Origin of the sequence: Desulfosarcina variabilis str. Montpellier, from assembly GCF_048565275.1 — a bacterium.
In the GTDB taxonomy this organism is placed as follows: Bacteria; Desulfobacterota; Desulfobacteria; order Desulfobacterales; family Desulfosarcinaceae; genus Desulfosarcina; species Desulfosarcina variabilis.
Window position 1 is genome coordinate 1,216,102 of record NZ_CP159846.1, and the last position, 22,457, is coordinate 1,238,558.

The window sequence follows — 22,457 nt, forward strand, 5'->3', positions numbered from 1 at the left end:
TTCAAGCGGACATCGATGGATCAAGAACAACCTTCATGCAGGTTTCCCCGGGCAAATCACCACCCACCAGCGCCAGGGCGTGCCTGGCCTTCTCCAGGGGCAATCGGTGGCTGATCATGTCTTTGAATGGGTATCCTTTGCGTTTGACCATCTCGATGGCGGCGGTTACGGCGCGGCAGTCATGGGAGAAAACACCGATCAGGCGAATCTCGCGAAACACGGCCCGGTCCAAGAGCAGGGGAACTTCCGTCTGTGCGCCGTATAATCCCGGCAGGATCACCGACGCGCCCACGCCGGCCAGATCAAGGGCCAGCCGGGCGCCGTCCGGGTGGCCGCTGGCATCCATCACCAGGTCGGCCATGGTGCCGTGAGTGACGGCGGCAACCGTCTGCTGCGGATCATCCTGATCCATGTTGATGGTCACATCCGCGCCAAACTGCCTGGCCATTTCCAGTCGCTCGGTGTCAGACGCTCGCCCGACGACCACGATTGGTCCGGCACCGGCTTCCTTGGCCACGGCCACAGCCGCCAGCCCCTGCTGGCCCGGACCGACAATGGCCACCGGCTGGCCGATGGTCACCCCACCGATATGCCGCAGCCAGCGAACCCCGTTGCCCACCACTGCACAGATCAGCACCCCTTCTTCGGGCGAGAGGTCTTCGCCGATTTTATGCACCATGGCGCGTGGATGGATGTACAGATAATCCGCATACGCACCGAAAAGATGCGGCGGCGAAGCGCAGGAAATCATCGAACCATAATTGTAAAATCGTTCACACAGGGTGTAGCGACCCGTCAGGCAGGGTTTGCACATGCCGCAACCAAAAGCGTACTCGATGATGACCCGGTCGCCTTCCTTGACGCCGTGGCGTTGCTGGGCTGCTTTGCCCATGCGGTGGACGCGGCCCACAATTTCATGTCCGAGGATGATCGGCCAGGGGCGCGGCGCACGGGCTGACTTGCCCTTGAAGATGCCAGGGTCGCTGCCGCACACGCCGGCCAGTTCGACCTTCAGAATCCCGTCTTCATCACCGATTTCCGGCAGGGGATAGGTGCGCATTTCCAGCTTTCCGGGGCCGGTGGCCACAACGGCGCGGGTGCTGGTCAACATATGATATCCTTATCCCGATCATAGGTGCCTGGTGATAATTCGGGCGGATCGCCATCGATGAGGCGTTTTTTGATCACGCGATTCATCGCGTTTTTAGGCAGGCTGCGGATGCATTTCCAAAAACGGGGAACCTTGAATTCAGCCAGTTGATCCATGCAATGGGCGATAAGGGATTGCCAGTCAGGGGCTGAATTATCGACCGAAACGACAAAGGCCATGACTTCTTCCTCGCCGACTGCGCCAGCCGGGCGCACACCCACGACCGCGGTTTCGGCCACGGCCGGGTGAAGGGTGATCACCTGTTCAACCTGGACGGCACTAATGTTTTCGCCTTTTTTACGGATGACATCCTTGGCGCGCCCCAAAAACCGAATCCATCCGTCGGCATCCATGGTGCCCTGGTCGCCCGTCCGTAGCCAGCCGTCCACAATGGTTTTTGCCGTGGCTTCCGGATTCTTCAGGTAGGCCTTCATCAGCGCTGGATTGCGAATCACAATTTCTCCGGTTTTGCCGGCGGGAACCGTTTTAAAGCGCTTATCCACGATTCGGATCTCATTTGGCACATGATCGTCCGTGATCATGGGCAGGCCCACCGCACCAGGCCGGCAAGGCACATCCGGCGGGCTCATCACGGCCAGGGGGGCTTCGGTCAGGCTATACAGGGTTTGCAGCTTGACGCCAAAGCGATCTTGAAAATCCTCATAACACCCGGCTGGAACTCCGCCGGCCACCACCAGTTCCACCGGATTGTTGGCGTCATCGGGAAGGGGCGGGCGGTTGTAGAGGATCGTGGCCAGTGGCAGGAGCAGCACCAGCTTGTTGACCTGGTAAAGGCGGGTCCATGACCACAGTTGCGAGGCGCTGAATTTATCGGCCAGAATGAAGGTGGCGCCGGCAACCAGCGTTCCCATGCAAGAATAAAACTGGGCATTGACGTGAAAAAGGGCATTGGCGGTCAGCAACCGGTCCTTTTCAGACAGGCGGATCGTGCGGGCGAAGCTGTCGGCCGTGAGCAGATAGTCGCCATGGGTATGGATGACGCCTTTGGGGAAACCGGTCGTTCCCGATGTGTAAAGAACCAGGGCAGGATCGCCTGAAAGGATCGGGACATCGATATCGGACGGGTCGTCCCAACGCTCGAAAAATGTTTCTATTGATGCTTCATCATCGTTTTTACGAGCGCGCAGCCAATGCTCGACCATTGGACACTGGGGCTTGAGCATCTGTATGCTCTGGCCGAACAATTCTCCCAGGACAACGGCCTTGGCTTCGGCGTGGTTAATGATGTCGGCAATCTCTTTGCCGGTGAGTTTGAGGTTGATGGGAACCATGACGGCACCGATTCGAAGCAGCCCCCACCAGACAAAAATAAAGGCCGGGCGGTTGCCGATAACAACGGCGACCCGGTCCCCTTTTTTTATGCCAAGTTGGGTAAAGCCGCGGGCCACCTGGCGCGAGCGTCGGTCCAGCTTGGCGAAACTGAACGCTTCATCTTTCACCACCAGATATTCTCGATCACCGTATTTTGCCGCCTGCATCAGGATCAAATCACGAACATTGTGTACGGATGTCTTCCACATAACATTTAAATTTGCTACATATCGCTGGGTTACAGCCGAAAATATTAATCAATAGGAAAATATTGATTTCGAGTACGCCCATCCCAAAACGCTGTCAAGCTAAAAATGCAGGGTAACCGCTGTAAACGGATGAATACGATTTTGCCTATTCCTTCAATATTCAACCACCGTCGATGGAAATATTACTGGAGATACCTGCGTGGGCACACGCCTTGGGAAACAGGCCGGACGCCAGTCGAGGTGATCGAGTTCATCAACGCCCATCCGCCGGGCCGGGCCATTGACCTGGGGTGTGGAACCGGAACCAACGCCCTGACCCTGGCGCGGCGTGGATGGGAGGTCGTGGGGATTGATTTTGTTACCCATGCTGTTCGCCGTGCCCGTAAAAGAGCCGGCGCAAAAGGATTGACGGCCACCTTTGTGCAGGACGACATCGCCCGGCCAAACAACCTTCATGGGCGCTTTGATTATGCCTTGGATATCGGTTGTCTGTTTGCCTTGCGTGACCATGAACGTGAATGTTATGCCGCCAATTTGGCGTGTCTTTTAAAACCCGGTGCGTGGTATATGCTCTGCGCCTGGCTGCCATGGATGAAAAATGGAAAGCCGTGTGGAATCTCCTCCGATGCGGTCCAGCGGCTGCTTGGCGATTGTTTTACCCGATACCGCGTTGCCGTGGGTGAGGAAAAAGGGCATGCCATGGCTTGGTATTGGTACAGGCGCAAGGAATAGGTCGTGTTGATCCAGAAATGGCCAATTTGCCCGATATCGGCGTTGCGCGAAAAATTTAATCCTCGGAATATCAACTATATGCCTGTGGTTAAATTTTTCGGGCGCCTTGATCTCGACCAAATTTTCCTATTTCTGGACAAACACTCGTCCGTGTTGATTATCAAACAGGCTCGAAAGGAAACATGCACTCCGAATCCACATCCCGCCAAACCAAACGCACCCGCGCACTGCGCCGGACCATTGATCGCCTGGCGCGTCGCCTGCAGTGGATGCAGACCCGGAATCAACAAATTTCCAATGCCCGCCTGGTTGTTTTTATAGTAGCCATCGGACTTCTCTTTATCCCGCCGGCGACGATAAAATGGGTTTTTCTTTTTCTCGTTGGTGTCTTGTTTTTCTACCTGGTCATCCGTCATCATTTCCACGATCAGCGGATGAAGCGATACCAGGCATTGCACCACATTAAAAAAACGAATCTGGCACGGGCAACAGTAAAATGGGATGCGTTACCCCCACCGGCAATCAATAAAAAAGATGGTTACAGCGATATCGGGGATGCTCTGAATCTCGTTGGTGAAAAATCCTTGCATCACCTGATGGATATTTCGATTTCCGATCGGGGCAGCCTGCGGCTTGCCCAATGGCTTACGGCCGATGATCCCGAAATCGCGACCACCCTGGATCGACAGCGGATTGTTGAGGCACTGGCCGCGCAACCGCGTTTCCGCGAGCGATTGCTTCTCGAGTTTTATCAGACATCCAAAAAGAAGATGGATTCGAAACGGTTGGTCGAATGGCTGAGCATACCGATGCCGGAACGCCATGTTGCCATCGCAATGGGGGTGTCCTTTTTGCTGATCATTTTTTCCATTGCATTGTTTGGCGCCGGCCATGTTTATCCGTTGGCAAACCTTTGGCTGGTTCCCTACGCTTTGTACGGCATTCTTTTCCTTTCCAGAATCAGCTCACTTGTACCACTTCTCGATGCGGCGCAACACCTGGATGACGAGCTTGGCGTATTCAGGCGTGTGCTCCTGTTTATAGAGCGATACACTTTTCATCACCAGCCTCGGTTGACCGAACTGCTGGCGGTCTTCCAAGCACCGGGTAAAAGACCATCCAAAAGCATACGGCTTTTGAAAATCGGTGCGTTTTGTATCGGCCTGCGCAACAATCCCATCACTGCGTTGCTGTTAAACATGGTTTTTCCATGGGACATGGTTTTTGCCTGGTGGACGCTCAGACAGCGGAGCAGCCTCAGAAAAGCGTTTCCCATCTGGCTGGATACCCTGAGTACATTGGAATCCCTGAATTCTCTGGCTAATTTTGCATATCTGAATCCAGATTACCATTTTCCTCATCTGGTCGAGCAGCCGGTACCTGGATCGGCGGTTTTCAAGGCAAGGTCCCTGGGCCATCCGCTGATTGCCCCGAAAAATAAAGTGACCAACGATTTTGCCATCGAAAATATAGGCGACATTTGCCTGATCACCGGGTCCAATATGGCCGGGAAAAGCACGTTTTTGAAAACCGTCGGTATTAACTTGATGCTGGCCTATGCTGGTGCTCCGGTAAGCGCGAGCAGCCTGACAACAGGCTTTTTCAAAATTCGTACCTGTATTAATGTCGGGGATTCATTAACAGATGGTGTTTCCGCTTTCTATGCAGAGGTAAAACGCCTCAAAGAAATAATGAAACAAATCGAGCAGTCCGATGCCGTGCCCGTGCTGTATTTAATCGACGAAATCCTGCGGGGGACCAACAACCGTGAACGTTTGATCGGCAGCCAGGCCATGGTCGAGTGGCTGACCCAAACCCGATCCGTCGGCCTGATCTCGACCCACGATCTGGAACTTACCGCCCTTGAATCTGCATACGAACGAATTTTCAATTATCATTTTTCCGAAACGATTCAAGACGGCAAGATGCATTTTCTCTTTAAACTTCAGCATGGCCCCTGCCCAACGACCAATGCACTGGAAATTATGAAAGGCGAGGGTCTGCCTGTTTTTATTTAGTGCCTATCCAGAAATGGCCAATTTGTCCAATATCGGCGTTACACCAAAAATTTTATCCTCGGAATATCAACTATATATCTTTGGAGCCGATGAGATTAAATCCCGGCAATATGTGATCACACGTTGAATTCTTCACCCTTGTGGCTAACTGAAATTCGATATACTCAAATAAATTAGTGAGCGATGAGCATTGATTTATTTTCAAGCACTATGTTACAGACACGGAAAAAAACGTAACTCTCAATCTATAACTTTGTAAGTATTTGAAATTATAACCTTGAAAATTGTAAAAATAGTATTTTGCAGACTTCTCACGTATTCCTCACCCAGCGGATTGCATCATTTTAGTTCAAAAATAATTATCAGCAAAAATAACACATGATTACGCATTTTTCTCTTTTCAGACTGCTTCATTTTGAAGCAGCTTTTTATTTGGAAAAAAAATCTCATGATATATATCTGACTGCTATTGTAGGCAGAATTGGCTTTGGCGTTAAAATTGTACAGCCTTCTGGTGAAAAAAAATGTAACAATTGTGAGCACAAATAGGGCAAGATTCTTTGTCGGCAGCACTTTGCGGGTACACCTCCTTCATGACTTGAGCACTTTCACACTAGACTCTGAGTAAATACCTTGTATTTCCGTATAAGCAATCCAGCCGCAGGAAAGAATGGTGCGTGGTTAAGAAACCTATTAATTGAGGAATTTGAATGAATGTTAAATGCAGGAAAAAACTGGTTCCAGCCATTTTGTTCACTTTAATTTTCTATGCCAATTCGAACCAGCAAATATGGGCCAACGATGAAAGGCTGCAAGAGATCGATTCCATCGCAATGGAAACCAAAAATCAAGAATCAGAGAATATTAGTACGCATCAGGAAATAAATGAACCGAGTATCATGCTCCACATCGGAGCGTCCAGTTTTGATCCGCTTTGCAGCGATTCGCGCCTAACCGTAAAATCAATTGAACGCTATGAGGAAGGAGAACAAGGATATTACATCGTTCAATTCGATGGCCCCATTCAACCGGATTGGAAAACCGCGTTACAGGGTGTCGGGGCAGAGATATTTGATTATGTGCCGGATTTTTCCTTCATCTTGCGGATGTCCGCGGAAAATGAACAGATGGTGAGAGGATTGCCGCACGTCCGCTGGCTGGGTATCTATCAGTCGTCTTTTCGGGTCAGCAAGTCCGTTATGAGCAAGTTCTACAGCCAGGGGAAAAAATCAGGAAGTGCAATGGCAGGCCTGCGAATCAATTTGTTTCCCGGTAGCGATGTAGAGTCGGTTGAAGCCCGTATTGCCGCATTAGGTGGAATCGTAGAAGAAAGGCATGATACAGATCAGAAGACCACATTAAAAGTGACTGTCCCAGCCAGTGGCATACAGGATCTTCCTGCTATCGAAGGGATTAAATGGATTGAGCAGGCTCCGAAATGGCAGCTGTTTAACGATGTCTCAACCGATATTATGAACGTGCGATCGCCGCGTAACACATACGGACTGTACGGCTGGGGGCAGACCGTGGGGGTGGCCGATACGGGGTTGGACCAGGGGGATATATGCCCGGCCAATCTGCACGACGATTTTGAAGACGGTAACGGCACCTCCCGGGTATTGGAAATCATTGATCGTGTGGATGCGGACGAAACCGGCGTCGATGCAAGTGACGTGAATGGACATGGTACCCATGTGGCCGGATCGGTGCTGGGAAATGGCATCTTGTCCGGCAGTGATCCAGCCAATGAAATTTTTCCCTTTGATGCACACACCGGCATCGCGCCTGAGGCAAATCTAGTTTTTCAGGCCCTTCAAGACAACGATACTGGTGAGATGACCGGCATCCCAGCCGATTTGACCGAGCTGTTTGCCGATGCAGAAACCGCCGGTGCCGATCTGCATACCAATAGCTGGGGGGGGAGGACAGCAAGCATGTATACTGCAAGCTCACAAGATATAGATGAATACATGTGGAGCCATCCTGATTTTTTAATTCTATTTGCCGCTGGTAACGAAGGCGTTGATCTGGATGCCGATGGCGTGATCGATCTATACAGCATCGGCTCGCCAGCAACGGCAAAAAACTGTTTAACGGTGGGGGCCAGCGAAGGTGAACAACCCGCTGAGGCCGGGTATGACTATTCATGGGGGGAAATAGGAGAATTTATATTCCCGGTTGATCCAATAAGTAGTGATCACATTTCCGATAACGACCGTGGGATCGCCGCTTTCAGCAGCCGCGGCCCCGTATTGGATGGACGCTACAAGCCCGATATTGTGGCCCCTGGAACCAATATCCTTTCCACTCGAACGCAGGCGCTTAACGCCAGTGTGGATGTCGGCTGGGGCAATTATAACGAAAATTATGCCTGGTCTGGCGGCACCAGCATGGCGACCCCTCTGGCGGCTGGTGCGTCGGCTCTGATGCGTGAGTATCTGATGGCTGAGAAAGGATTTGAAAATCCATCGGCTGCCCTGATTAAAGCCGCACTACTCAACAGTGCCGAGGATATCAGTCCAGGGCAGTACTCCATCGATACAGCCCAGGAAATTCCGGATTCACCCGTGCCCAACAACATTGAAGGCTGGGGGCGGTTAAACCTGGGTGCCGGCTTATATCCGTCCGCACCATTTGATGTCCTTTTCCATGATCAAACAACGGGACTTGAAACCGGCGCTTACAAAGATTATGCAATTCATGTGACCGATGCCGGCTCACCTTTGAGAATAAACCTCACCTGGACCGATTACCCAGGTGCCCCTTTGGCCCATGGAGGGTTGGTCAACGATCTTGATCTACAGCTGACAAGTCCGTCAAACGATATCTATTACCCCGACCAGGCACTTCAAAAAACAACCATCAGTACCGTGTCTTATGATTCTGGTGATGTCTCTGGCTATGCTGCAAGCAATTACGCTGTCAGATTTACTCCTGAAAGTTTCCCCGCATACCTGGATAGTACAACTTTTTATTATGTGAACGAAGGTGCCACAACAGATGTTGATGTCGTGGTATACGGTGATAACGCAGGGCTTCCGGATACAGGCAATGAGCTGTTGCGAAAAACGCTGACTTTTATCCCCACTTCCCATAGGTTAATAACCATTCCATTAAATCTGACCATTAATAGTGGAGATGTCCATATTGCACTCGAACGTGCTGCGAACGACCAGATCGGAATGGCTGTCGCGGATGACGGGAACCCCGCCGGCCGAACATCTGTGAGACGACCATTTGATGGGGCGGATTGGGTGACATCAGGCTACACGGCGATTATCAGAGCCAATATTCGTTATTTGCCTGATATTACAACCTCCTTCGACCGTGTCAATAACGCTGTGGGCGTGACCATTGACACGCCGACCACTGGTACTTACACCGTCCGGGTAGCAGGCTACAATGTTCCTCACGGCCCGCAACCCTATGCATTGGTTGCAAGTGGCAACATCGAACCAACAACTTCCGGCGTCATCCAATTCGATAAAAGCACATACAGTTTAGATGAAAACAGCGGTGTAATAACGATTGCTGTTACGCGCAGTGGTAGCAGTGATGGTGCAGTCAGTGTGAAATTTTCGACTGTTAATGGAACCGCTTACGCAATGAGCGATTATATTCCTACCAACGGGAGGCTTTCTTGGGCCGACGGGGACAGCGGCGCAAAAACAATTTCCGTGACCGCCATGGACGATACGACAGCAGAGGCATCGGAAACGTTCAACCTGTCGTTGAGCAACGCCATGGGTGCCTCCCTTGGAACAACCGCAAACACGACTGTGACCATTGTCGACGACGACGATGACGACGACGACAATGTAAATGTTAGTGGCAGCGGTGGTGGGTGTTTCCTTTCTACCATAATTGAATAGTCCACTACGATTTACCCCCCTCACCCTGCCCCTCTCCCCCAAGGGGGCGAGGGGACGCTGTGATGCGAGGTCGGAGCGTATTGGAATTGAGGCGTGTTCTTTCACCAACTGTTAGGAACTTGCTGTTGGAATCGGGCTGTTATTGCCTCTCGTTCCCGCGCTCTGCGTGGGAACGTATAAGGTCGGGCGATAAACTACAGGATTAAAAGATCCCACTCTCATCCCAAACTCGGCCTGTAGGAGCTGGCCATGCCTGCGACCAATCAAATCGATCCTTTGTTGTTGGATTTTAGAGGAATTGTTATGAAAAGTATGCTTTCGAAGTGCTCTAATGGATTCATCAGGCTTTCCCTGATGCTCGTATTCATAGCGTTGCTCACGGCTTTTACAGCTTGTGGTAGTGATGATGATGCAATCAATAAAAATTATGATGATACTCAAGAAATCCAATATCATTATGGGGACAGCTCTGTGCCACCTCAGTATCATCGAAGCTACACGATAACTATATATAGAGATATGGTAAATATTGTTGTCGATAGCTATGGAAATATACTGGCAGAAGAAAATTATGAGATTTCAAACGAACAATTCGATGACATAATAAGTTCGATGAAAAACAATGAAATCAGGAACTGTGAGCTTGGTGAAGATGCAGGCTGCGATGGTGGGAATTCTGAAAGTGTTACTTACATAAACACAGGAGAAATAATATTAGACGGTGAGATTTATCATTGCGGCGGTGAGGATTATGGTGATCTCTGTGGCGATGTAACTACTTTCGCTAATGACGTTAAGAGGTTGATTCCAAATTTAACCGAATTGCTACAGTAAGTACGGGGTCAGAATCTCTCAAACAGGCTCTGAATACCGGAAAATATAATTTATGTTAATGTGTAGGTTCACCACCTTCCCCTTTTTTGTTTAAAAATCAATCATGGATATTAAATACATGAACGTAAAAATTACGATCATAATAATCTTTTTTTCCCTTTATTTTTTTATCCCAAATAAGGCCATTGCAGATGCAGGGCCTAAATTTGATTCTTTTAATTCTCACTATAAAGTTGCCGGCGGTATTGCGGCTGGCGCATTGCTTGGTTTTTGTGGTTATTTACTTTTTCGACACCTTAAGAAGGAAGAAAAGGTTGAGGTCACTACAATCCATTTTGAAAAGGAACATGTTGATATCATTTTGTCTGAAAATAAAATGCGTGTAGAGGCAACCTTTGAGTATATCAACACATCAGACAAAGAAATAATAATGGATCTCTATTTCCCATTTTCTTCTCCAATAGATACCTCCGTCAGCGACATAGCGTTGACTTTAAATTGCCCTGACAGACCGCATCCAAAACAAACCGATATAGATTATAAAAAACAGGACTGCGAGATTCTATTTAAATTCAAAATATTACCCTATGAAAGGGTTGAGCTTTCAGTTGGTTATGCTGAAAATATACAAAATAAGGCCACGTACATACTATCAAGCATAAAACAATGGAAAAGGCCTGTAGCCAAAGCAACATTTAAAGTAAGCCTTCCAGCATATATGGAAAAAACAAAATTTTCTTTTGAAGAAAATTTGACAGATAAAACAATTAATCCAACCAATCAATCGCTGGAATATTATTTTTCTCTCAATGATTTATATCCAGATAAAGATTTTGAGATTGAATGGGAATAAAAGAGACTATAGGAGAAGCTATGAGCAAAATCAAATCAGCCATACTATCTTTAATTGCGCTGCTCCTTTTTACAACAATCGCATCGGGTGCGGTATCCAAAAAGACCGACCCGGAGGTAATGACCAAAGCCAATCGGATAACGATTCCGTTCGTGGAAAACAAAGGTCAACTCGAGGATTCGAACGTATTATTTTACTCGAATACCTTTGTTGGCCGAGTGTCGGTAAACAAGGATGCAAGCATCGGCTATGATCTTGGGCCGGCCAGTGCCGCAAAAACGAAAAAGCACCAACAAATACGGGAAATGCTTCGCGGTGCATTGAAACCGTTACCCTCGGGCGGGCAAAAGGCAATCGCCAAGGTCAGTCATTTCAGGGGCAAGTATCCTGAAAAGTGGGTCAAGGATCTTTCCACCTTCAACACTGTTGATATGGGAGAAATCTACAAGGGAATCCGGCTGAACCTGCAGGCCCATGGCAACAATGTGGAGAAAATATTCCATGTTCAACCGGGTGCGGACCCGAAATCGATACAGTTGACCATCCAGGGAGCCGATTCTCTGAAACTGACGCCGCAAGGAGAACTGGAGGTCAACGCGGATACCCGTTCGATTCGTTTTACCCGGCCGGTGGCCTATCAACAGATTGATGGGGAAAAAACAGCGGTGGATGTGGCCTACACGGTCAACGGTAAGTCATATGGATTCAAGGTGGCCGCATACGATCAAACAAAGGAACTGATTATCGATCCGCTGATCAATGCGTATTTCATTGGCGAAACACTGGAAGCGACCCGACCGACCTGCATGGCTACGGACAGCGAAGGCAATGTTTATGTCGCTGGATTCTATGCTAACAGTTATACCGTGTTTAAACTTGATAGCCGTGTTGAGTCGGTACTAGGACAAGTGTCTTTCGGATCTTTATATTGGTTTAAGGATGGAGATCCCAATGTTTATGATATTGCTGTTGACAGCCAGAATAATATCTATCTTGTCGGAATTACAGACGATAGAGACTTCCCTGTTACAGATAACAGCTTTGACACGGTTTTTCATCAGAATTGGGGAGATGATGAAGGGTTTGTTATTAAATTCAATTGCGATCTGAATCAGATCCTGGCGTCCTCGTTTATCGGAGCGAGCAGCAATGATGGGGCCTATGGGGTGGCAATTAGCCAGGACGACACAGTGTATGTGATAGGTGAAACCTCGAACCCAGTTTCTAGTAGCACACCTGATCTACCCCCCTTTCCCACTACAACCGATGCGTACGACACGACTCCAGGACCATTTTTAAAAACAAAAGCATTTGTCATTCGACTGGACAGCGAATTGCAGACAATGTTGGCCGGCACTTTGCTCGGCTATGACGGTGATCTGGATGAAGACGACTATTTGCTGGATGACTGTGCCTATGGCGTAGCTATTGACGTCAGCGGGAATGTTGTTGTTACCGGAGTGACGGAATCCGAGCATTTCCCGGTGAGCGGCAACTGCGCTGATGAAGAATTTGAAGGTGAATCAGAAGTCTTCATATCAAAATTCGATCCGAATCTCCAGAGGCTTCTGGCGTCAACCTTTCTTGGAGGTTTCAATGATGAAAAGGCGAATGCGCTTGCAATTGACGCCGATAATGAGATTTTTGTTGTTGGGTGGACCATGTCCTCTAACTTTCCGGTTGTCCAGGGCAACTACGATGCCGAATATAACCAGTCTGAAGACGGTTTTGTCTGCAGATTGAACAGTGACCTCACTGAAATCACGGCTTCCACATTCATTGGCGGAGAAAGCCATGATCAGGTCAGCGATGTCGTGATCCATGAAGACGGTAGGGTCTTTCTTGCTGGAGGAACAGCGTCAGTAAATTTTCCCACCACTCCAGGTAGTTATGACGAGATTTTTAATGGGGGGAAGCTAAGCAATTTTAATAATGGAGATGGCTTTTTCATGGATTTAGACAATTCCCTGACCGCTTGTAATTCGTCTACTTTTTTAGGCGGGGAGGATAATGATTACATCAGTTCGATTTTGGTGAATGGTGACGACATCCTTGTCGCCGGAGCAACGTTTTCATCGAATTTTCCTTATGTAATAGAAAACAAGGGCGCTCCAGACGCTTTTATTTGCCGGTTCAATGAAAATGAAGACCCTTCTCCTCTACCTATAGCAGGTCCCGGGCATTGGAAATCGAACGGCACCGGCTCTTCATCCACTATTTATCTTGATATCAATATTTGTGCTGATGGTCCCTTCAGTGGAGTCTGGAGGATATACTATTGCAGTACTATTGACTGCCGTATTGATGACAGTTTTCCGCCAGAACCAATTTCCGGTAATATCGATTTTGAGAATAGTAGCGGAACAATGGATTTCAATGAAGAGTGTCAAGATATTCCTTTTAGGATTACAAAGCAGACACCGGAAAGAATGATTATTGACATCAACCCGGGAGATCAAATAGCCGGCAATTGTCTGGGATCGGTAAGATCCTATATCGACAGCAAAGGAGAATGTGAAGCCGGCACATGTGAAAATGATGATGTCGATGACGATAATGATGATGATGATGGTGGTGGTGGTGGATGTTTTATTTCAGCTTTATTTTGATCGGTACTCTTCCATTTTTACCCCCTCACCCTGTCCCTCTCCCCCAGGGGCGAGGGTACGCAATGATGCGAGATTTGAGTGGGTTGAAATTATGGTGGTGTCCTGGGAGGAATGAAATAATGTTCTCAGGTCAACTATCCAAAGCCAATAGCTGCCGGCTGGCGCTCCCTCGCCCTCGAGGGGAGAGGGTCGGGGTAGGGGCATAAGAGTTCGCGCCGACTTTGCCTCTCGTTTCCACGCTCTGCGCGGGAATGTATAAGGGATGACAGTAAACTACAGGATTTAAAGATCCCACCCCTCATCCAAACCTCGGCCTGTAGGAGCTGGCCATGCCTGCGACCTTTCCAGATCGATCCTCATCCCTATATCGCGTTCATGGACCACTCCTACAAGAAACGCAGTAAGCAGAGCCCTGCTGAGAAGGCTGAAAGGAAAACATATATCATTATCAATCTATAGCTCCAGCGACCCGTGAATAGAGGAGAAAATTGATGAGCCAACTGAAAGCAACAATCCTATTTGTTATTGCGTTATTTCTTTTTACAACAATGGCATCGGGAGCGGTATCAAGGAAAAACGACCCGGAGATAATGACCAAAGCCAATCGCATAACGATTCCGTTCGTGGAAAACAAAGGTCAGCTCGAGGATTCGAACGTTTTATTTTACTCGAACACGTTTGTTGGCCGAGTGTCGGTAAACAAGGATGCAAGCATCGGATATGAACTTGGGTCATCCAAGGCCGGCAAGGAGAAGCAACACCAGCAAATACAAGAAACGCTTGTCGGTGCATTGAAACCGTTGCCTTCGGGCGGGCAGAAGGCAACCGTCAAGGTCAGCCATTTCAGGGGTAAAGATCCTGCAAAATGGGTCAAGGATAGTTCCACCTTCAACACTGTAGATATGGGAGAAGTCTACAAGGGAATCGGGCTCAGCCTGCAAGCCCATGGCAACAATGTGGAGAAAATATTCAAAGTTCAACCAGGCGCGGACCCGCAATCGATCCAGTTGACCATCCAGGGGGCCGATTCTCTGAAACTGACGCCGCAAGGAGAGCTGGAGGTCAAAACCGGAAACGGTTCGATGCGTTTTACCCGGCCAGTGGCTTATCAACATGTCGATGGGAAAAAAGCACCGGTGGATGTGGCTTACTCAGTCAACGGCAAATCATATGGCTTCCAGGTGGCCGCGTACGATCGAACAAAGGAACTGATCATCGATCCGCTGATTACGGCGATTTTTCAGGGCACCACGGATAGATACACGAGGCCGAAATGCATGGCTGCCGACAGCCAGGGCAATATTTACGTGGCAGGAAACTCGGCCGAACAGTTGGCTGTTTTCAAGTTTGACAGCCATCTTGAGACATTGCTGGTTTCGGCGCTTATCGGTTCCGGAGGCTGGTCGAGGGATGATGATCCCAGTGTCTACGACATCAAAATTGACAGTCAGGATGCCGTTTATCTTGTCGGCAGCACTAATAATGAGGATTTTCCTGTTACCGAAGGAGCCTTTGACACTGTTTTCAACGGAGATGGATCTTTCTTCAATGGAGATGGATTTATCATCAAGTATAATACTGATTTAAACACGATCCTGGCATCGACGTTCATTGGTGAGGATGGGAATGACGTCGCCTATGGACTGGCAATTGACTCCAACAACGATGTATATGTGGTGGGAGGAACGATAAATCCGGTGATGAATACTCTTAGTGACAATATCCCTTTCCCAACCACACCTGGTGCCTATGATACCAACCCCGGTCCGTTTCAAAAATCGAAAGTATTTATAGCTCAATTGGACAGTGGGTTGCAGACCCTGCTGGCCTCGACCTTGCTTGGCGGTAATGGTGATGAGAATGGAGAGAACTATCACATAAATGACTGCGCCTATGACGTTGCCATCGATGCTGTTGGCAGCATCGTTGTGACGGGTAGAACCCATTCATCAGACTTCCCTGTAACCGATAACTGCGTGGACGCCGGTTTCCAGGGAAAATCAGAGGCCTTTGTTTCCAAATTTGATCCAAACCTTCAGCAACTGCTGGCATCGACCTTTCTTGGCGGCGCAAATGAGGAAAAGGCCAATGTACTGGCGATCGATGGGAACAACGAGATCGTTGTCGCCGGATGGACAAAGTCCTCTGATTTTCCGGTTGTCCAGGGCAATTACGATACAAGCTATAGTGCGTATGAAGACGGTTTCGTGAGTCGGCTGAACAGCGAGCTTACCGCAATCACGGCGTCCACCTTTATTGGGGGAAGCGGCACCGAACAAGTTCGCGATATGGTGATTCAGAGTGATGGCACGGTGCTTTTGTGCGGCGGCACAGGATCTTCCGATTTTCCGGTGACCGAGGACAGTCATAGTGGCATTTTCAATGGTGGCAATACGGATAGTTTTTATCAGGGTGATGGGTTTGTAACCCTTATGGATAAGGCGCTTACTACCTTAATCGAATCTACATATCTCGGCGGAAGCTGGCATGATCACGCCGCCGCAATTCTGGAAAACAATAATGATATTATCGTTGCCGGAGAAACCAACTCCGGCACTTTCCCTTATGTGATCGAAATCACCGGTTATTCCGATGCCTTTGTCTGCCGATTCAATGCCGATGAAACGCCGGAGCCCCTGCCATCTGGAGGGCCTGGGCATTGGTTGTCAAATGAGGTGGGCAGTGCATCTAAAATTTACCTAGATGTTAATTTCTGTAATGATGGCACTTTCAAGGGCATATGGCGAATGTACCTTTGCATTTCATCGACTATCTGCGGCATTGTAGAAGAAGACGCGCCAAACCCGGTAACCGGTACGATTGATTTTGAAAATTATATTGGAACCATTACTCTGGGCGATAACTGTATTGACACCCCCTTTGTTATTTATAAGCAAACAGCAGATCGATTAATTATTGATATTAATCAGGATGGGGTAGACGGTAATTGTAACATGGAGGATTTTAGATCATTTCTCTATTATCAAGGAGAATGCGAAGCTGGCACATGTGAAGATTCGGTTGATCCTGTTGACGATGATCCTGATCCAGGCGGTGAGGATGATCCCGACCCTGGTGATGAAGATGATCAGAGTGACGACGGTGGGGGCGGGGGGTGTTTTGTCTCGACTTCTGCAGCTTTTTGCCGTTAGAGGTTAGCTTTTAGATTGAAAGCGGAAAAATCCTATTTTTACCCCCTCACCCTGTCCCTCTCCCCCAGGAGCGAGGGGACGTAATGATGCGAGAATTGAGTAAGGTAGTGCCCATCCAGAAATAGGAAAATTTGGTTGAGATCAAGGCGCCTGAAAAATTTAACCACAGGCATATAGTTGATATTCCGACTTTCATCCAAACCTCGATCTGTAGGAGCTGGCCATGCCTGCGACCTTTTCTATATTGGTTCTCATCCCTATGTCGCGGTCATGGACCGCTCCTCCAAGAAACAGAGCTTCGTAGGTCGGGTTGAGTATAGCGATACCCGACAATAGACCGGAATTCCGATGATATCCGTCTCCAGGCGTTTACAATCCGTTGTTGGGTTTCGTTCCTCAACCCAACCTACGATCTGAGTTGATGCCAATATCGAACAATAATCTCTCACAGAGCCGCAGAGCACACAGAGAGGAACATCAGATTACAGGGGGGATAAACACCATATGATTCCCCATTGGGAAATCAACATTCTCTGTGTCTCTGCGCCCTCGAGCGAAGCGGGCGTGAGATAAATTTGTTTTTCATGAAAAATTTTCGCCTTGATCTCGTCTAAATATAAAACAGGCTCCAGGACTCTGGAACCTGTTTCGAAAATTTAAAATCCGATAAATAAAAGGAGAGGGATATGGAGACGAGAACGAGAAACATTAAAAAAAATTTGATAACAGGGATTGGATTTTTGATGACGGCGGCCCTGCTGAGCGGTTGTGGCGGCGGCGGTGGAGATGCGATTGATGACCCGGACGTGGGCGCCAGCGTCTCTACCGAAAGCCGCAGGATTTTTCTCCCTGACAGCGTGGAGGTCAACAAACAAGCCAGCGGCGATTTTGACGGCGCGATGGTCGCCGCCGGCCGAGCGGCGCTGGCAAGTGAGCCTGACGATGAGGTGGTGTTGGGGGACAGAGACGTAACCGGTTTTGTGGCCCAGGTGAACGCCCAAAATGAGGCGACCACCGTTGATGCCGTGGCCGAGGATGTCGACGACAGACTCAATGGCGGTTACGGCGATTTCAATCCCAGCCGAGTGACCTTGATTTCGCGTGAGGAACAGGACGGCGGCGACGCGATCTTTACCATCTACCGGCTTGACCTCTACAATGCCTTGACACCCACGGATTTGGGCAACGCCCTGGTGCAGTTATTAGGCGTCCGGACAGCGGAGGGTGTCCTCGAGAACCTGCCTGACTCTTTGGACAACGAAACCGCCCATGCCACCTATATGCTCTATCTGACCCTTGCCTATTGCTCAACGACAGACGTGTACATCAGCGCCGCGGTGAGTGCCAATGAATTGGCGGACAGTTATCAGCCGGTGCTGACCGGGGTTACCAGCTATACCAACCAGGGGGACGTGAACGCCCAGGTCCACAGCCACGAGATGTCAAAGACTGCCGAAGGCGGGGGCGGCCAGGCCGATTTTCTTTTCGTTATCGACAACTCCGGCTCCATGTCCGACGAACAGGAAGCCATCAGCCAGGCATCTACCGATTTTGAGACCGCCATGGCCGGCTCGGGCCTCGACTATTCAATGGCGGTGATCACCACGGACAGTGACGAGCTGCGCGACAGCAATGCGGACGGCGGGTTCACCAGCAGCATCGAAGAGTTTCAGACGGATGTGGTCGTTGGCTCACGGGGGAACGGCTATAGCGAGTCAGGCATCTGGTTCGGAGAGCAGGCCCTGTTGCCCGAGGGGAGCGTAGCCGAAGATGGGTTTCCACGCCAAGGGGCGAGCCTCAGCGTGGTGATCATGAGTGATGAGGTGGACCAGTATGCCAGCCACAGCTCGGAGGGAGATTTTGACGTAAACTACAACCTTTTTTATGAAAACGGTTATCGCGTTTACACCATCGTGGATACCGATCCCACATCGTGGAATTATGGTCAGACCTATATCGACCTGGCCAAGGCCACCGGTGGCAGCTACGCCTCCATCGATGATTTGAGCGCCTTTGAGGAGATCATGACCCAGATTGCCAACAACGCCGGTGGAGCCTCGAGTATCTATCAACTGGACTACTATCCCCTCACCGGTTCTATCGTTGTGACGGTGAATGGCACACCAGTACAAAACCATGCACACAATGGGTGGACCTATAACATCGGCAGCAACGCCATCGTCTTTCATGGCGAAGCCATTCCAGCGGACGGACAAACGGTGACCATCGCGTACAATTATTTATAGTGGGGCTTGGGCAAACGAACAACAAAACAGGTCCCGCCGCCTTCGACGGTGTGAACGCGCATTTCTCCCTTATGGTCTTCCGTGACGATGAAATAGGAAACCGACAGGCCCAGCCCCGTGCCTTTGCCCACGGGTTTGGTGGTAAAAAACGGCTCGAAAATGCGCCGGCGGGTTTTTTCATCCATGCCCGGCCCGTTGTCTTCGATCTCCACCCGCACCCATGTGTCATCGTCTTGCACGCGCAGGACAAACGTGGGCGGTGCTGATGGCTGATCCATTTCGGTCATTGCTTCGGCGCCATTTTTGAGGATGTTCATGAACACCTGCTGAAGTTTGCTGGCTTCGCAGGGCACAGGACCAACAGCTTGATCATATTCCCGGATGATTTGGATCTGCTTGAAGTCGTAATGCTTTTTCATGTTGTAATCGGTTTTGAGCAGTTCCAATGTCTGGTCCAGAAGGGGACCAAGGTCCTGGTTGGAGACCAGGCTTTCACTCTTGCGGGCAAAACTGAGCATATTTTTGACGATGGTGGCAGCCAGGCTGCCGGAAGTGCGGATGTTTTCCAGCATGTCGGGCAGCTTGCGCAACTTTAAATATTGGTTGATGGCCGCCATGGTGGTACCGGCGGCTTCGGCAGCCTTATGATTGGCCGGCAGATCACCGCTCAAGCGGTTGATCAAAACAGAGGTGTTCTGCAGGATGCCGGCAAGTGGGTTGTTGATCTCATGGGCCATGCCGGCGGCCAGACCGCCTACGGAAAGCATTTTTTCGCTTTGCACCATCATCTCTTCCAGGCGCACCCGCTCGGTGACATCGTCCACCCGGATCACCGCACCTTCCACACCATTGGTGACCAGCGGGAAAATGGTCAGGTCTTCGAACCGGGGTTCATCCTGGTTGTACCGGGGTACTTTAAGCTCCTTGAGTACCCGGCGGTCTCGGATCGACATCTTTATCCGGTTCATCTCACTTTTCAGGTTGGGAAACACCTTGGCCAGGGGCTGGGCGTGGGCCTTTTCAGCGTTCAAGCCGGTCACTTGCTCCGCCTGGCGATTCCATTGGGTGACCTTTCCATCATTGTCCACGCCGATGATCACTGACGGCATCGAATCGATAATGTTGGACAGATAGTTGCGCAGCCGCCGAAGTTCTTCCTCAACCTGTTTACGCTTGGTTACATCCCGGGTGAGGTCGTAGAATCCGACAATCCTGCCGTTTGCACCGACATAAGGGACAAAATTGACCTCCAGCCAGATCTGTTGCCCCGCGTCATTCCTGACGGCCATCTCAAAATGGGTTTGCATACCGGCCAGGGCCCGATGAACAAAGGTTTCGATTTTTGCATAATTTTCAGGGCCGACGATATCCTGCATACGATGTCCGACAATCTTTTCCCGGGGCAGGCCAAACACCTTTTCATAGGCATGGTTGACGAACCGATAGTACAATCGGGCGTCCACATACGAAATCCGGGCCGGTAGATTGTCGGTCAGCAGGCGCAGGCGTTTTTCGCTTTCCCGCAGGGCATTCAACTGCTCCTGAAGTTGGGGATAGTAGCTTTTGCGCGTGGCCTGAAGGCTGAAGCCGAGGAACTGCTCCCGTTTTTGTTCCAAGGGGGATGACGATTCGGTGTCCGAGATTGTCGGGACTCCTTGTTGGCCTTTTTTTTCAGAAGGCGCAGGCGGTTCCGATGGGGCCGGTGGCATCTTTTCTCTCGGCACTTCGCCCTTGGCGGTCATCTGGTAGGCTCCCCTGAAGATGGCTTCGATCTCTGCCAATGTGGCTTTCCTCGGATTCGTTGCCAGGCATGGATCCATGCCGGCCGTACGAGAAAAACCGGGCAGATCTTCCAATTGTACCCCCATCTCTTTCAACCCGAAGGTGATTCCCACCTGCTGGCGCAACCAGGCAATCTTTTCGGACAGTGCACCTGCAATCACAGCGTCGCTCAGTCCACGAGTGTCGATGCCCATGGCCTGGGCCAGCTGCGCATACTTGTCCGGGGCGGACGAAAAATTAAAGTGTACTACCCGTTCCAGTAAAAGGGCGTTACATTCACCATGGGGCAGGTCTTTTGCCCCTCCTAAACTGTGGGCCATGGCATGCACAAGCCCCAGGCTGGCATTGGAAAATGCCATTCCGGCCATCAGACTGGCCATCATCATGTTGTTGCGGTAGACCAAATCGTCAGGGTGCTGGTAAGCACCAATCAGGTTTTTGCTGATCAACGCGACCGACTTGAGGGCCGCCATATCGGTCAGTGCAAAGGCGGCGCTGGAGACAAAGGCCTCGAATGCATGGCAAAGCGCATCCATCCCTGTGGCGGCGGTCAGCGCCGGCGGCATGGTCACGGTTGTTTCCGGATCCACCAGGGCAATATCGGGAATGACCATTTTGCTGATGATGGCGATTTTGACCTGACGCGTGGTGTCGGAAATAATGGCGAACTGGGACACATCTGCCGATGACCCGGCGGTCGTGGGAATAAAAATCAACGGTGGACCGGGTTTTGTCACCCGGTCGACCCCCTCAACGTCCAAAATGTGGCGATTATTCCCAACAACAACGCCGATTCCCTTGGCACCGTCCATGGGGCTGCCGCCGCCCACGGCAAGAATCAGGTCGCAGTTTTCCTGTCGGTAAACCGCCGCCCCAGCCATGACTTCATGATCTTTGGGATTTTCCGAAATGTCGCTGAATCGTGCATAGGCAATGTTTGCTGCCCTTAGGCTGGCCTCGATTTTGGCGCACCATCCCGCATTGATTACCCCGCCATCGGTCACAACCAATACCCGGCTCGCCCCGAAGTTGCCGGCATGCCGACCGGCCAGGTGCAGTGAACCCTGACCATATACAATCTCGGGCATTAAAAATTTGTGAAGGCCTGGTATCATCCGATGATCCAAGTGCGGTGCGGGTTAACGGGTTAAGGACCGTGGTAAAACAGGAGAATCCATTGCCATGAGCACTTTCACATCGACTGGCCATCAAGCGACGGCAAAAGAGGCCACAGGGACGGGAACATGATTGTTTAAATAGTAGACCAGAATCGGCTTGTTTACCACCTGAATTTTGCATGACAATCTGCATCGTACTGAAAAAAGCATTGATTACCAATAATATATGGGAAATCAGAAAGTAGACCAGAAATATCTAACAGGTAAAATTCGTGGAAGTCATTCCCTCTATTGGATTTTCACCCTTCGGGCGAGTCGGAGGCTTCCATCTGCGGCGTTATTAAGTGCTTTCGGATGAAACCCGTTGACTCGTGCAAGATTCAGGTGCCATCCTTATCGTATCACTATAGGGATCGAATCCCAAAGTTATAGGATTCAAGATAATGTTTTTGGGCTGCGTTATCGGTCGTCGCAGTATTAATTATACCGCTTCCTCCCTTAAGGCCTTGCCAAAAACATTATCTTAAACACTATAGATTGCGAGTAGTTG

At 50.0% G+C, this 22,457-nt stretch carries 11 protein-coding genes; 8 read left to right on the forward strand and 3 right to left on the reverse strand.

The window, feature by feature from the left end; genetic code table 11:
• Nucleotide 1 precedes the first annotated feature (1 nt).
• Nucleotides 2–1,111: a zinc-dependent alcohol dehydrogenase gene (locus Dvar_RS05375; protein ID WP_419660676.1), complete on the reverse strand. Its 1,110-nt coding sequence runs from the start codon at nt 1,109–1,111 to the stop codon at nt 2–4.
• Nucleotides 1,105–2,691, reverse strand: a complete 1,587-nt coding sequence (locus tag Dvar_RS05380; RefSeq protein ID WP_419660677.1) for an AMP-binding protein — start codon at nt 2,689–2,691, stop codon at nt 1,105–1,107. Before Dvar_RS05380 ends, Dvar_RS05375 begins: the two co-directional genes overlap by 7 nt.
• A gap of 141 nt (nt 2,692–2,832) precedes the next feature.
• Here Dvar_RS05380 and Dvar_RS05385 point away from each other — a divergent pair, with 141 nt between their 5' ends.
• From Dvar_RS05385 to Dvar_RS05420, 8 genes are all read left to right on the forward strand, one after another.
• Nucleotides 2,833–3,423 (forward strand): methyltransferase domain-containing protein, encoded by a 591-nt coding sequence (locus Dvar_RS05385; protein ID WP_419660678.1) that lies wholly within the window; start codon nt 2,833–2,835, stop codon nt 3,421–3,423.
• A gap of 182 nt (nt 3,424–3,605) precedes the next feature.
• Nucleotides 3,606–5,441 carry a MutS family DNA mismatch repair protein gene (locus Dvar_RS05390; RefSeq protein ID WP_419660679.1) on the forward strand — a complete coding sequence of 612 codons (1,836 nt, stop codon included), beginning with the start codon at nt 3,606–3,608 and terminating at the stop codon, nt 5,439–5,441.
• A gap of 710 nt (nt 5,442–6,151) precedes the next feature.
• Nucleotides 6,152–9,313: a S8 family serine peptidase gene (locus tag Dvar_RS05395; protein ID WP_419660680.1), complete on the forward strand. Its 3,162-nt coding sequence runs from the start codon at nt 6,152–6,154 to the stop codon at nt 9,311–9,313.
• Nucleotides 9,314–9,562: 249 nt separating this feature from the next.
• The gene (locus Dvar_RS05400) at nt 9,563–10,147 is read left to right on the forward strand and encodes a hypothetical protein (protein WP_419660681.1); all 585 of its coding nucleotides are present in this window, start codon (nt 9,563–9,565) and stop codon (nt 10,145–10,147) included.
• Nucleotides 10,148–10,265: 118 nt separating this feature from the next.
• Nucleotides 10,266–11,000 (forward strand): hypothetical protein, encoded by a 735-nt coding sequence (locus Dvar_RS05405; RefSeq protein ID WP_419660682.1) that lies wholly within the window; start codon nt 10,266–10,268, stop codon nt 10,998–11,000.
• A 20-nt stretch (nt 11,001–11,020) separates the two neighbouring features.
• A complete protein-coding gene (locus Dvar_RS05410) occupies nt 11,021–13,609 on the forward strand; it encodes a hypothetical protein (protein ID WP_419660683.1) in 2,589 nt (862 codons plus the stop codon).
• Between the two features lie 1,082 nt (nt 13,610–14,691).
• On the forward strand, nt 14,692–16,761 hold the full coding sequence (locus tag Dvar_RS05415) for a hypothetical protein (RefSeq protein ID WP_419660684.1): 2,070 nt from the start codon (nt 14,692–14,694) through the stop codon (nt 16,759–16,761).
• A gap of 686 nt (nt 16,762–17,447) precedes the next feature.
• On the forward strand, nt 17,448–19,007 hold the full coding sequence (locus Dvar_RS05420; RefSeq protein ID WP_419660685.1) for a hypothetical protein: 1,560 nt from the start codon (nt 17,448–17,450) through the stop codon (nt 19,005–19,007).
• On the opposite strand, the gene ercA is transcribed toward Dvar_RS05420, so the two are convergent.
• Nucleotides 18,998–21,904, reverse strand: coding sequence for an alcohol dehydrogenase-like regulatory protein ErcA (ercA, locus tag Dvar_RS05425; RefSeq protein WP_419660686.1), 2,907 nt, complete (start codon nt 21,902–21,904; stop codon nt 18,998–19,000). The two genes, Dvar_RS05420 and ercA, sit on opposite strands and share 10 nt — an antisense overlap.
• Nucleotides 21,905–22,457 lie beyond the last annotated feature (553 nt).

Excerpts from the sequence above, each read along its gene's own strand:
- Dvar_RS05375 (WP_419660676.1), bottom strand. The coding sequence starts at position 1,111 with ATGTTGACCAGCACCCGCGCCGTTGTGGCCACCGGCCCCGGAAAGCTG.
- Dvar_RS05380 (WP_419660677.1), bottom strand. The coding sequence starts at position 2,691 with ATGTGGAAGACATCCGTACACAATGTTCGTGATTTGATCCTGATGCAG.
- Dvar_RS05390 (WP_419660679.1), top strand. The coding sequence starts at position 3,606 with ATGCACTCCGAATCCACATCCCGCCAAACCAAACGCACCCGCGCACTG.
- Dvar_RS05395 (WP_419660680.1), top strand. The coding sequence starts at position 6,152 with ATGAATGTTAAATGCAGGAAAAAACTGGTTCCAGCCATTTTGTTCACT.
- Dvar_RS05400 (WP_419660681.1), top strand. The coding sequence starts at position 9,563 with ATGCCTGCGACCAATCAAATCGATCCTTTGTTGTTGGATTTTAGAGGA.
- Dvar_RS05405 (WP_419660682.1), top strand. The coding sequence starts at position 10,266 with ATGAACGTAAAAATTACGATCATAATAATCTTTTTTTCCCTTTATTTT.
- Dvar_RS05410 (WP_419660683.1), top strand. The coding sequence starts at position 11,021 with ATGAGCAAAATCAAATCAGCCATACTATCTTTAATTGCGCTGCTCCTT.
- Dvar_RS05415 (WP_419660684.1), top strand. The coding sequence starts at position 14,692 with ATGCGTTTTACCCGGCCAGTGGCTTATCAACATGTCGATGGGAAAAAA.
- Dvar_RS05420 (WP_419660685.1), top strand. The coding sequence starts at position 17,448 with ATGGAGACGAGAACGAGAAACATTAAAAAAAATTTGATAACAGGGATT.
- ercA (WP_419660686.1), bottom strand. The coding sequence starts at position 21,904 with ATGATACCAGGCCTTCACAAATTTTTAATGCCCGAGATTGTATATGGT.